We start from the raw sequence: 12,092 nt of genomic DNA on the forward strand, positions 1-12,092 counted from the left end.
ACCTCTTCTATGGACGCTGCCGCTCCCTGGTTCAAGAACTATCCGCCCAATGTGCCGCACGATGTGCAGCCCGAGCAGTACCGCTCGCTGGTGCACCTGCTCGAAGAGGCCTTCAGCCAGCATGCAGAGCGGCCGTTTTCGGTCTGCATGGACCGCTGGATGAGCTATGCAGAGCTGGACAGGCTATCCGCACAGATGGGGGCCTGGCTGCAGAGTCTGGGTCTGGAACCAGGGGCGCGCGTGGCCATCATGCTGCCCAATGTGCCGCAGTTCGCCGTCAGCATGGCCGGCGTGCTGCGTGCAGGCTTTACCTGCGTCAACGTCAACCCGCTCTACACCGCGCGCGAGCTCGAGCATCAGCTCAAAGACTCGGGTGCCACGGCGATCATCATTCTGGAGAACTTTGCCCACACCCTGGCTCAGGTGCTGGAGCGCAGCCATATCCGCCATATCTGCCTGACCAGCATGGGCGATCTGCTCGGCGGCCTGTACGGCAGCTGGATCACCTTTGCCGTGCGCCACCTGGCCAAGATGGTGCCGGCCTTTGACCTGCCCCTTGGCTCGGATTCAGGCGCCGGCAGCCAGCAGCGCCAGGTCACCCAGTTCAGCAAGGCTCTGACCGAGGGCGCAGGACGCAAGCTCATCCCCAGCACGGCCACGCTGGACTCGATCGCCTTTCTGCAATACACGGGCGGCACCACAGGCCTGTCCAAGGGGGCGGTACTGACCCATCGCAACATCGTCGCCGCCACGCTGCAGGCCCATACCTGGTTCACCCCTGCGCTGGAAGGCAGGGTCAAGGCCAATGAGACCCATATCGTGGCGGCCTTGCCGCTCTATCACATCTTCGCGCTCACCGTGAGCCTGTTCGCCATGCGACTGGGCGGCAGTCTGAGTCTGATTCCCAACCCACGCGATATCCCGAAATTTGTGAAGGTGCTCAAGAAGCGGCCCTTCCATGTGCTGCCAGCCGTGAACACCTTGTTCAATGCGCTGCTCAACAACCCGGAGTTCCGCCAACTCGATTTCTCGCAGTTGTTCATCTCCCAGGCCGGCGGCATGGCGGCGTCCGAAGGCACGGCGCGTCAGTGGCAACAGACCACGGGCTGCGCCATGATTGAAGGCTGGGGCATGAGCGAGACCTGTGCCATAGGCACGAACAATCCCGTGACCAACAAGGAGTTCACCGGCACCATAGGCCTGCCTCTGCCCGGCATCTCGATCGCCATCAAGGACGATGAAGGCCACGACCTGCCGAACGGCCAGGCGGGAGAGCTCTGCATCAAGGGCCCCAACGTCATGCACAGTTACTACAACCAGCCTGCAGAGACCGCCAAGGCCTTCACGGCCGACGGCTATATGCGCACCGGCGACATCGGTGTGCTGGACGACGAGGGATACACCCGCATCATCGACCGCAAGAAGGACATGATGGTGGTCAGCGGCTTCAACGTCTATCCGAACGAGCTGGAGAACGTCATCTCCATGTGCCCCGGCGTGCTCGAATGCGCAGCCGTGGGCGTCAAGGACGATCAGCAGGGCGAATCGATCAAGGTCTATGTGGTGCGCAGCGACTCCTCGCTGACGGAGGATCGAGTCATGCGCTACTGCCAGGAGCAGTTGACCGGCTACAAACGGCCACGCTATATCGAGTTCCGCGACGAACTGCCCAAGACCAATGTGGGCAAGATCCTGCGGCGCGAGCTGCGCTCGAACTGAGTTTTTTCAGAAAATTTACGAGTTTTCCCGAAGACTTCCAAAGTTGCTGCTAGAATTGCGGTCTTCGGGTGATTAGCTCAGCGGTAGAGCACTGCCTTCACACGGCAGGGGTCACATGTTCGATCCATGTATCACCCACCAGTTAAAGCGCGATTAGCTCAGCGGTAGAGCACTGCCTTCACACGGCAGGGGTCACATGTTCGATCCATGTATCGCGCACCAGACAAAGCCTCTTGGATTTCAGTTCAAGAGGCTTTTTCTTTGCCCGCACGGCAGACCGCCCCCTCTTTTGGAGGATGCCTGCCCACCGATACGGCTTGCATAATGGTCTTCAGAGACAAGCTGCGCGCACTCCGAAGCATTCACAAGAAGACATTGCCATGAGCCACTCCGCCACCCTGGTCTGGGGAGACCATCTGCTCATGGGCCACGGGCCCATGGACGAGCTGCACGAGGAATTCGTCGAGCTGATTGCCCTGCTGCAAACCGCCGAAGACAGCGAGTTGCCCAGTCTGCTGCAAGCCATGCAGACCCATCTGCAGCACCACTTTGCCGAAGAGGACCAGTGGATGCTGAGCACCGGCTTCCCACCACGCGACTGCCATATCGACGAACATGCGGCCGTGCTCAAGTCGGTGACAGAGGTCCGCGTCAAGCTCGCCGAAGGCAATGTAGCCCTTTGCCGCGATCTGACCAAGGCCCTGGTGGACTGGTTTCCCGGCCACGCCACGCATCTCGATTCGGCCCTGGCGCACTGGCTGTCCAAGCAGCGCTTTGGCGGCAAGCCCGTGGTGATTCGCCGCAACATCCTGCCTTCGGCCGAATCGCACTGAGCAGCACTGAGCAGCCCGCCCGCGCGACAGCTGCGTGATGAACGGTCTGCTAGGCTTGTGCAAAACACAAAGCACCGCACAGGAGACCAGTCCGATGAATGCATCCCCGGCAATGCATGTCCCACTGCCGCCCGGCATGACCGTGCTGGAGCGCGGCTGGCTGTCGGCCAACAACATCGTCTTTGCCGCGCAAGCCGGCGATGCCGAAGGTGCTGCCGTCATCGACACCGGCTATGTCACGCACTCCGCACAAACACTGGAGCTGATCGACAGCACGCTGGAAGGTCAGCCGCTGGCGCGCATTCTCAACACCCATCTGCACAGCGACCATTGCGGAGGCAATGCTGCACTACAGCAGGCTTATCCACAGGTGCAGACCTTTATCGCACCAGGCCAGGCCGAGCAGGTGCGCAACTGGGACGAAGCCGCCCTCAGCTATGCCCCCACGGGCCAGGAGTGCCCGCGCTTTGCCATCACGGGCTTGCTGCAGCCAGGCAGCACGATAGGCCTGTCGGGCCGCGACTGGCAGATCCATGCAGCCCCCGGCCATGATCCGCATTCTGTGATTCTGTTCGAGCCTGACAGCCGCATCCTGATCTCTGCCGATGCGCTATGGGAAAACGGCTTTGGCGTGGTCTTCCCCGAGATCGAAGGCATTGCCGCCTTCGATGAGGTCGCCGCGACCCTGGACGTGATCGAGCGCCTGGAGCCCCGGCTTGTCGTGCCCGGACACGGCGGCTTGTTTGGCGATGTTCAGATGGCTCTGGGCATTGCCCGCAAGCGGCTGGCCGGCTTTGTCCAGGCGCCGGAGCGCCATGCCAGCTATGCCGCCAAGGTGCTGCTCAAATACAAGCTGCTGGAATGGCAAAGCATCAGGGTGCAGGAGCTGCAGAGCTGGGTTCATGCCACTCCCTATTTCGGCATCCTGCACCAGAGATACTTTGGCGCACAGACCGCGCAGCAATGGCTGGAAAGCCTGATCGAGAGTCTGCTTACCAGCGGCGCGGCCGAGCTGCGGCGCGATGCAACCGGCGCCCCCGTCCTGCTCAATCAGTGAGGAACGCTCAGTGCTGCACGGTGGCTGCAACCAGCCGCATGACCAGCGGACGCACCAACACCACGCAAGCAAAGGCTGAAGGCATGGCCAGCGCATAGGCCTTGAGCACCCGCCACCCATAGCCTGCGCCCAGGCCGCCGCTGGCAGCCACGATGATGCAGCACATGAGAAACGCCATGATCAGCGCCATGTAGAAGGCAAACACCAGGGGGATGTAGCGCTTGTGCAGCTTGCGACGCAGTATTGCAGTGAGTCGTGAAGGCGGACCTGTCTCTTCAGTCATTCGCGCTCAGTTCCTCGTGGTGGGCGGCCTCGCCCTGCTTCCAGTAGGAAGCAATCCGCATGCGCTTGGGATTGGCACCGGGCTTGGCCAGAATGCGCTTGCGCAGATCGGCCATGGCGCGATTCTCGCCTGCGGCCCAGACAAAGCCCTCGCCTTCGGGCAGTTCCAGCGCATCCACCGCATCGGCCAGCGAACTCACCCACTGCAGGTCCAGCGCTGCAGCGCTGCTCCAGTGGCGTTGATCGAGCTGATTGCCGATCTGCACCCGGACGATGGCGCTGCTGCCGGCCGGCAATTCCGCCAGGCGGCGCTCCATGGCGGGCATGGCGCTTTCATCGCCCAGCAGCACATGCCAGTCCAGATCGGCGGGGACAACCAGGCTGCCGCGCGGGCCGGCCAGGCCCAGCCATTGGCCGATGGGTGCTGTGCGCGCCCATTCCACGGCCGGGCCCGAGCCATGCTCGGCGAACTCCAGCTGCAGCGTGTGGCGGGCCGCGTCGTAGTTCAGCGGCGTGTAGTCGCGCATGGTGGGGCGCTCGCCGGCTATATGGGGGCGACCGTCGACCATCTGCGGCAGATTGGGCCTGTCCATCCCGGCCTGGGGCAGGATGAGCTTGGTGTGGTCGTCAAAGCCCGCGCTGACAAAGCCTGCCAGCTCGGGGCCACCCACAGTCAGGCGGATAAAGCCGGGGCTGAGCTGCTCGCGCGCCAGCAACTGCACATGGCGCGAGCGGAATTCGTGGCGTACACGCTGCATGATGGACACTGTCTCGGTGTTGGACATGATTTTCATTAAGTTGATAAAGTCCACGAAATATCCATTAATAAGTTGACTAAGTCAACAAACAACCTTTCCCACCATGAGTTCATCCATCGCCGCCGATGTGTTCGAGGTGCTGCACGATCTGCTGCACCTGTTTCGCGCGCGCCTGCTTGAGTCGCTTGAAGCGGTGCAACCGGGGCTGACCTTCAACGAATTCCGCATCCTCATGCACACCGGCCGCCACCCCGGCATCACGCAAAAGGAACTGGTCGAGCACAGCCACACCGACAAGGCCCAGATGGCGCGCACCCTGGCCCAGTTGCAGGACAAGGGCTGGCTGGAGCGCTCGGCCAGCGAAGCCGACAAGCGCGTACGCTGCCTGCAGCTCAGCGCCCGGGGACAGCAGCTGTTCGATCAGCTCAGGCACCGGCGCGAGCAGATAGCCACCGAGCTGCTCAGCGACTTTCCCGAAGCCCAGCAGGGCTTGCTGCACGGGCTGCTGCTGCAGGCCAGGGACAGCGCCCAGACCTCAAGCCGACCAGAACTCTTAAAAAAGTAGCAGCTAGCGCACGTCACTCATTGATTTCAATGACATATCCGCAAGAAAAGCTTATTTAAGAAGCGGTGGATGCTCTTATATCTGAAGTGAAGCGAGCGCCCGCCTATCCCGACCATGTTGCTATGCAACAACGCCAGACATGATTCTCCGTAAACTTTCGCAAAGTTATATTAAGAATCATTATCATCCGCTGCATTCGTACCCGAGTACGCTTTAGCCAGCCAGGACTTCGCCCGGACGCCACCCTCGTCCGCGCTCGCATCACAAGTGCAGACAGCCCGTACCAGCCAGCCAACTGTCTTCACTTCCAGTCCTTTCAACATGGCTCAATCCAACATCTATATCCAAAGCCGCAAGCATTCCGCGGGCCGCTTGCCTTCCTCCGCCGGTCTGGTCGCCTGCGCCACCGTGCTGGCCGGTGCCACCCTGGCAATGCCGGCACTGGCCCAGTCTGCGGAAACCGCACTCAAGGAAGTCAAGGTGGAAGGCAATGCCGACACCGGCTACACGCCCGGCCAGCTGTCTTCGCCCAAGTTCACCCAGCCGCTGGTCAACACCACGCAGACCGTCAACGTCATCAAGGAGCAGCTGCTGCAGGAGCAAGGCGCCACCACGCTGACCGAGGCGCTGCGCAATGTGCCCGGCGCCGGCACCTTCTACGCAGGCGAGAACGGCAACACCAGCACGGGCGACGCCGTCTATATGCGTGGCTTCGACAGCTCCAGCAGCATCTATGTGGACGGCGTGCGCGACATCGGCTCTATCTCGCGCGATATGTTCAACATCGATCAGGTCGAGGTCACCAAGGGCCCGGCCGGCACCGACTACGGCCGCAGCGCCCCCACCGGTGCCATCAACCTGGTGAGCAAGCAGGCCAATCTGAACAACAGCTTCGGCGGCTCGCTGGGCCTGGGTTCGGCCAGCTACAAGCGCGCCAGCATCGACCTGAACCGCGTCGTCAATGCCGAGACCGGCACGGCCGTGCGCCTGAACGCCATGGCGCAGGACGCCAATGTGGCGGGCCGCAACGGCATCGAAAACAACCGCTGGGGCATTGCGCCTTCGATTGCCTTCGGCCTGAACTCGCCCACCCGCGTGTTCGTGAACCTGCTGCACATCAAGCAGAGCAATGTGCCCGACGGCGGCGTCGCCACCATCGGCCTGCCCGGCTACACCTCGCCCGACGCTGCAGGCTATGCAGGCCGCCGCGCCTTTCTGGATTCGGCAGCACGCGTCAACAGCAAGAACTTCTACGGCACGGCCTCCGATCACGACGATGTGACGGCCACCATGGCCACGCTGAAGGTGGAACATGACTTCACATCCACCACCAAGCTGCGCAACACCACGCGCTGGGGCGAGACCAAGCAGGACTATCTGCTCTCGGCCATCATGGGCCAGGGCTATTCTGCGAGTGGAGTACTGGGCAGCAATGGTCTGCAGACGCCCAACCCCGCCGATCCATCCACATGGTCGATGGCGCGCCTCATCAACACCAAGGATCAGGTCAACCGCATCCTGACCAACCAGACCAATCTGAACACCAGCCTTGCCACCGGCAGCGTGCAGCATGATCTGAGCCTGGGCCTGGAGCTGACACGCGAGGAACAGACCAATTACGGCCTGGCCACCTCGGGCTCGGTACCCAGCCGGGTCAGCGTATACAACCCCGACGCCAGCGTCACTTTGCCTGCCTATGTACGCAACGGCGCCGACAGCAAGGGCAAGACCGACACCGTGGCGCTGTATGCCTTCGACACGCTGAAGTTCAACGACCAGTGGCAGGCCAATCTGGGTCTGCGTCTGGACCGCTACAAGACCTCGTACAACGCCATGGCGGTCTGCGCGGCCACCTCGACCACCCAGCCCTGCGGCAGCAACCCCGTGGGCACCGTGGTGCCCACCACGTCGGACGGCCTGAGCAAATCCGGCACCTTGCTGAGCTGGAAGGCCGGCGTGCTCTACAAGCCAGCCCCCAATGGCAGCGTCTATCTGAACTACGCTCTCTCGCAGCAGCCACCGGGCGGCAGCAACTTTGCGCTGTCAGCCGCGGTGAACAATGCCGCCAACCCCAATATGGACCCGCAAAAGGCCAAGACGCTGGAGCTGGGCAGCAAATGGGAGCTGGCGGAAAAGAATCTGATGCTCAGCGGCGCGCTGTTCCGTACCGAGGTGACCAACGAGATCGTCACCAACTCCGACGGCACCGTGGGCCAGACCGGCAAGAAGATCGTGCAGGGCCTGGAGCTGGGCGTGATCGGCCAGATCAACAAGGCCTGGGGCGTGAGCGCGGGCTACACCGTGCAGAACACCAAGGTAGACACCGGCGCCCTGGTGGCAGCCGACGCCAGCAACGGCCTGACCTATACGCCCAAGAATGCCTTCAGTCTGTGGAGCACCTACCAGTTGCCCTTCGGCCTGACAGTCGGCGGCGGCGCGCGCTATGCGGGCGGCCTCAAGCGCGGCACCGACGGTGCCGTGGGCACGCCCAGCCACACGGACTCCTACTGGGTGTTCGACGCCATGGCCAGCTACCGCGTGAACAAGAATCTGGACATCCAGCTCAATGTCTTCAATCTGTTCGACAAGGACTATGTGGCGGCCATCAACAAGAGCGGCTACCGCTACTTCCCCGGCATTGCACGCTCGGCCCGCCTGACGGCAAACTTCAAGTTCTGATTGGAAGTTCTCCCCCTGAGGCGCTCCGCGCCTTCCCCCTCTCTGGCGCTGAGCGCCGGAGGGGGACGACAGCCTCGCTGCGCGGCGGCGCTTGCTCGCTGTCTCTTACCTGGATCGCGCCGTCTTCAGCGGCAGCGATCCACTTTCCGACTTGCAGCCTCGCCCAAGCGGGGCTTCTCCATTGCAAAGAATTCTCACCATGATGCTGCATATCCCACAGGTCCTGAGCCGCGAGCAGGTCGCCAGCATGCGTGCTGCCATAGCTGCCGCAGACTGGGTCGACGGCCGCGCCACCGTGGGCAGCCAGGGCGCCCAGGTCAAGCGCAACCGGCAGCTGCCCGAGCACTCGCCCGTGGCCCAGGAGCAGGGCCGCATCATCTTGCAGGCGCTGGCAGCCAGCCCGCTGTTCTTCAGCGCCGCCCTGCCCGCGCGCACCATGCCGCCGCTGTTCAACCGCTACAGCGACAGCGAAACCTACGGCCTGCATGTGGACGGTGCGGCACGCCGCGTCGCGGGCTCCGAGCAGTGGCTGCGCACCGATGTGTCCTGCACGCTGTTTCTCTGCGAGCCCGAGGACTACGAGGGCGGCGAGCTGGTCGTGGTCGACACCTACGGCACGCACGAGGTCAAGCTGCCTGCGGGCGACCTCATTCTCTACCCGTCAACCAGCCTGCACCGGGTCGAGCCAGTGACACGCGGCGAGCGGGTCTGCTCCTTCTTCTGGGCCCAGAGCATGGTGCGCGACGATGCACGCCGGGCCATGCTGTTCGAGATGGATCAGGCCATCACGAGCCTGCGCGGAAAGTTCGGCGAAACCGAGGAAACCGTCAGTCTGACCGGCCACTATCACAACCTGCTGCGCATGTGGGCCGAGACCTGAGAGCGTGTTCTGAAACCGGCCGAGCTGCTCAGGGCCTGTGCTTTTCGGCGCAGCCGACCAGGTGGTTGTGCATGCTGGTCATGCACTGGTACATATCGCGCGAGCGGCCCGTAGCGGCCTTGCAGTCGCTGACCGTGGCCTGGGAGCGCAGCTTCACGAAGTTGCCCGCCGAGCTGTCGTACTGAGCCTGGGTGATATAGCCGCCCCTGAGGTTTTTCTGGCCGTTTTCCAGCATGGTCTCGATCTGGCTGCGGATGTTGTCCACCGCCAGCGCGCAGTTCAGCGCCACCTCCTTGCCGTCGACCTTTCTCAGGCCCTGGGCCAGGCCGTCGGCCATTTCCTGAGCGCCCTTGGGCAGCTTCCTGGTGCCGTCGGGATTGCGTGTCTCCGGTCCTTCGCCAAAGCGCCCCGCGCCCGCACCGGAGCTGCCGTTGGGCGAGACCTTTACCTGCGATGCATCCGCCTGCTGCGGCGGCAGCTGCGAGCCGTAATGCGTCTGCCCTTGCACATCCACCCATTTGTAGACGGGCTGTGCCACCAGGGCACCGGCCCAGACCAGTCCCAGCGTGGCCATGAGCACGCGGCCTTTTGCTGCTGACATTGCGACTTCTCCTCACTCACTGCTGGCCTGCCATGCGCAGAACCGGTATTTGTAAAGAAGTGTAAACAATAATCAGAAATATGAAAACAGGAGCTGCCTGCGCTTTTTCGTCCATGGTTTCAGACATAAAACAGTTTGAAACCTATGATTGAACTGCGCTGACAGCTCCTGATTCAGAAGCTCATGCCGCTTGTAAAGCGCTCAGCCTCAGAACTTCATGTTCGCCGTGATCCAGAAGGTACGACCGGCCTGGGTCACGCCCGACACACTCTGGCCGCCCTGGAAATAGCTGTTCACCCAGGTCGGCGTGCCGTTGACGCTCACCTGCTGATACTTGCGGAAGTCCTTGTCGAACAGATTGAAGATGCTGGCGTTGATGCTCAGGCTCTTGTTGACCTGATAGCTGCCTCCCAGATGGAACAGCGCATAGCCCTTGATATCGCCCACGGCGTCATACACGTCCCTGTTGGCCTTGCTCAAGTTGTCGTAGGAGCCGCTGAAGCGCGGACTCTTGCCGCGGTACTCGCCGCGTGCCCACAGACGCCACTGGCTGCTCGGCGTCCAGTCCAGCTGGGCGCTGGCAATATGCTTGGCGGTGTTGGCCAACTGGCCGTTCTTGACGCCTTTTTCGATGACCTCGCTGTTGGTCCAGGTGTAGCCGGCCTTGACGGCCCAGTCCTTGGCCAGCTGGGCGCGGCTGCTCAGTTCCAGACCCCAGGTCTTGGCCTTGTCCACATTGATGGAGTAATCGGCCGTGGGGTTGTAAGCGCAGCTGGAGATGTAGACTGAGCCAGGCTTTTTAGGATCACAAGAGCCGCCCGAGGCGATCTTGTCCTTGACATCGTTGTGGAAGAAGGTGGCCGCGCTGGTCCAGCCCGCCTTGTTGTCGAACAGGGCCGACAGCTCCACATTGGTGCTGGTCTCGGGCTTGAGGTTGGGGTTGCCGATGCTGATGGTCTGGCCCTGGCCGGTCACGCCGCTGACACCGTCGATCAGCTGATTCAAACGCGGGGCTTTGAAGCCCTGGCTCACGCCGCCCTTGAAGGTCCAGTTCGTCGTCGCATCCCAGACCAGATAGGCGCGCGGGCTGAACTGGCCGCCAAAGGCATCATGGTGGTCATAGCGGCCGCCCAGCGTGGCGGCCAGACCCTGGCGCAGACGCCATTCGTCCTCGACAAACAGCGACCACATGGTCTGCTTGTGGCTTTGCGGCAGCAGGCCGTCCTTGAGCTTGGCATCCCAGAACTGGCCACCCACGGTCAGCATATGGGCATCGCCCACGGGGGCCACCAGCTTGCTGTCCAGCACCAGATTGGTGGTCTTGAGCTCGCGATCGGCGCCAGCACGCGGGTCGCCCTTGGGCACCGACGCGCCGGGGATGGTGCGGCCAATGGTCTCGGTTTCGGTATGCATCAGGCTGCTTTCCAGCGTGCCGAAGCCCAGGCGGCCGGTATGGCCGATGCTGACCTGATCGCGGTTGAAGCGCAGGGCGTCGCGGTAGCCGGGCAGCTTGGTGGGGTCAGTGATGACCGCATCACGACTGCCCAGACGGCCATCTTCGTTGTTGTACCAGGTGCGGGCCTGGTCCACGTCCAGCCAGATGTCGTGATAACGGCTGGGCGTCAGTGTCAGCTTGGCACCCAGGCTGTGCTGGCGGCTTTGCGCAGGCGCGGGGTTGCGCGCCTGTGCAGGCTGGGCGGCACCAGGAGCCAGCACCCAGTCGGCGGCATCGCGGTTGAAGGTGCTGCCGCGCACGGCCAGACCCAGCAGATCCTGCTTGATGGGGCCGTTGATGTAGAAGCTGCTCTTGTACTGGTTGCCCCATTCGCTGTCTTGCGGAATGCCGGCGCCCACGCTGACTTCGCCGCCCCACTCCTTGCTGACCTTGCGCGTGATGATGTTGATCACGCCGCCCATGGCGTCCGAGCCATAGAGCGTGGACATGGGGCCGCGAATGACTTCGATACGCTCGATGGCCGACATGGGCGGCATGAAGCTGGTCAGTGCGGCGCCGAAGCCGTTGGGCGTGACGTCGCCCGCCACGTTCTGGCGGCGCCCGTCGATCAGGATCAGCGTGTAGTCGCTGGGCATGCCACGGATGCTGATGTCGAGGCCGCCGGTCTTGCCGGTTCCGCCCATCACATCGATGCCTTCCACGCCCTGCAAGGCTTCGGCCAGATCGCGGAAGTTCTTGGTCTCAAGCTCCTGGCGCGTCACGACGGAGATGGAGGCCGGGGCATTTTTCAGCTCTTGCTCGAAGCCGGAGGCCGAGACCACCACCTCCTCCATGGTGGACTCCTTGGCTTGCGCAAAAGCATTGCCCGCGCATGCGGCGGCAGCGGCCAGGGCCAGTAAACGGGGTTGCCAGCGAATATGGCGGGCGCGGCTGAGAGCTGCGTTGGACATGATGACTCCTCGGCCTGCCTCGGGCAGGTCGTTCACAGATACGGGTAGGAAGCGGCGGCCCGGTGGGCCTTCTGGACAGCTGGCAGGCAGCTAAAGGGAGACAAAGCCGAGGTTGTATGTGACGTTATGGGCTCTGACGGTTGCAATTATGTACTTCTGTAAACGCAAACCAGTCTCATTCGCCATATGTTTGTAGGTTATTCACCTACATGGGTCTTTGCATGCTATTTCACGCGCGCCTCGGCGCGGGCTTTGTTTGAGCACTTGAAGAGTTCAATAAAAAAGCGCTCTACACCTTTCGGGCAGAGCGCT

Annotated in this window: 10 protein-coding genes and 2 tRNA genes; 8 read left to right on the forward strand and 4 right to left on the reverse strand. The window is 62.5% G+C overall.

Annotated features, from left to right (window positions below; translation table 11 throughout):
* Positions 1-9 precede the first annotated feature (9 nt).
* The 5 genes from V8Z78_RS06060 to V8Z78_RS06080 all read left to right on the forward strand — a co-directional run bounded on the left by V8Z78_RS06060 (position 10) and on the right by V8Z78_RS06080 (position 3,609).
* Entirely contained in the window at positions 10-1,719 is a 1,710-nt protein-coding gene (locus tag V8Z78_RS06060) for an AMP-binding protein (RefSeq protein ID WP_148747944.1), read from the forward strand.
* A gap of 66 nt (positions 1,720-1,785) precedes the next feature.
* Positions 1,786-1,860 (forward strand) — tRNA-Val (locus V8Z78_RS06065).
* 6 nt (positions 1,861-1,866) lie between these two features.
* Positions 1,867-1,941 (forward strand) — tRNA-Val (locus tag V8Z78_RS06070).
* Positions 1,942-2,099: 158 nt separating this feature from the next.
* The gene (locus tag V8Z78_RS06075) at positions 2,100-2,552 is read left to right on the forward strand and encodes a bacteriohemerythrin (RefSeq protein WP_057093645.1); all 453 of its coding nucleotides are present in this window, start codon (positions 2,100-2,102) and stop codon (positions 2,550-2,552) included.
* Between the two features lie 94 nt (positions 2,553-2,646).
* On the forward strand, positions 2,647-3,609 hold the full coding sequence (locus V8Z78_RS06080; RefSeq protein ID WP_057093647.1) for an MBL fold metallo-hydrolase: 963 nt from the start codon (positions 2,647-2,649) through the stop codon (positions 3,607-3,609).
* A gap of 7 nt (positions 3,610-3,616) precedes the next feature.
* Here the strand turns inward: V8Z78_RS06080 and V8Z78_RS06085 are convergent, their stop codons facing one another.
* Both V8Z78_RS06085 and V8Z78_RS06090 read right to left on the reverse strand, forming a co-directional pair.
* The gene (locus V8Z78_RS06085; protein ID WP_057093649.1) at positions 3,617-3,892 is read right to left on the reverse strand and encodes a DUF2798 domain-containing protein; all 276 of its coding nucleotides are present in this window, start codon (positions 3,890-3,892) and stop codon (positions 3,617-3,619) included.
* Positions 3,885-4,685, reverse strand: coding sequence for a siderophore-interacting protein (locus V8Z78_RS06090; protein WP_057093651.1), 801 nt, complete (start codon positions 4,683-4,685; stop codon positions 3,885-3,887). The genes V8Z78_RS06085 and V8Z78_RS06090 overlap by 8 nt, the downstream gene beginning before the upstream one ends.
* 67 nt (positions 4,686-4,752) lie before the next feature.
* Between V8Z78_RS06090 and V8Z78_RS06095 the strand changes: the two genes are divergently transcribed.
* The 3 genes from V8Z78_RS06095 (at position 4,753) to V8Z78_RS06105 (ending at position 8,773) form a co-directional block, all read left to right on the forward strand.
* Positions 4,753-5,214: a MarR family winged helix-turn-helix transcriptional regulator gene (locus V8Z78_RS06095; RefSeq protein ID WP_057093653.1), complete on the forward strand. Its 462-nt coding sequence runs from the start codon at positions 4,753-4,755 to the stop codon at positions 5,212-5,214.
* A 321-nt stretch (positions 5,215-5,535) separates the two neighbouring features.
* Entirely contained in the window at positions 5,536-7,893 is a 2,358-nt protein-coding gene (locus tag V8Z78_RS06100; RefSeq protein WP_057093656.1) for a catecholate siderophore receptor Fiu, read from the forward strand.
* 199 nt (positions 7,894-8,092) lie between these two features.
* Positions 8,093-8,773, forward strand: coding sequence for a Fe2+-dependent dioxygenase (locus V8Z78_RS06105; RefSeq protein ID WP_003067989.1), 681 nt, complete (start codon positions 8,093-8,095; stop codon positions 8,771-8,773).
* A 28-nt stretch (positions 8,774-8,801) separates the two neighbouring features.
* On the opposite strand, the gene V8Z78_RS06110 is transcribed toward V8Z78_RS06105, so the two are convergent.
* Positions 8,802-9,374: a DUF4124 domain-containing protein gene (locus V8Z78_RS06110; RefSeq protein WP_003067988.1), complete on the reverse strand. Its 573-nt coding sequence runs from the start codon at positions 9,372-9,374 to the stop codon at positions 8,802-8,804.
* A 207-nt stretch (positions 9,375-9,581) separates the two neighbouring features.
* The gene (locus tag V8Z78_RS06115) at positions 9,582-11,780 is read right to left on the reverse strand and encodes a TonB-dependent receptor domain-containing protein (protein ID WP_003067987.1); all 2,199 of its coding nucleotides are present in this window, start codon (positions 11,778-11,780) and stop codon (positions 9,582-9,584) included.
* Positions 11,781-12,092: the final 312 nt, after the last annotated feature.

This window comes from Comamonas sp. wu1-DMT (genome assembly GCF_040187805.1).
Taxonomy (GTDB): domain Bacteria; phylum Pseudomonadota; class Gammaproteobacteria; order Burkholderiales; family Burkholderiaceae_C; genus Comamonas; species Comamonas thiooxydans.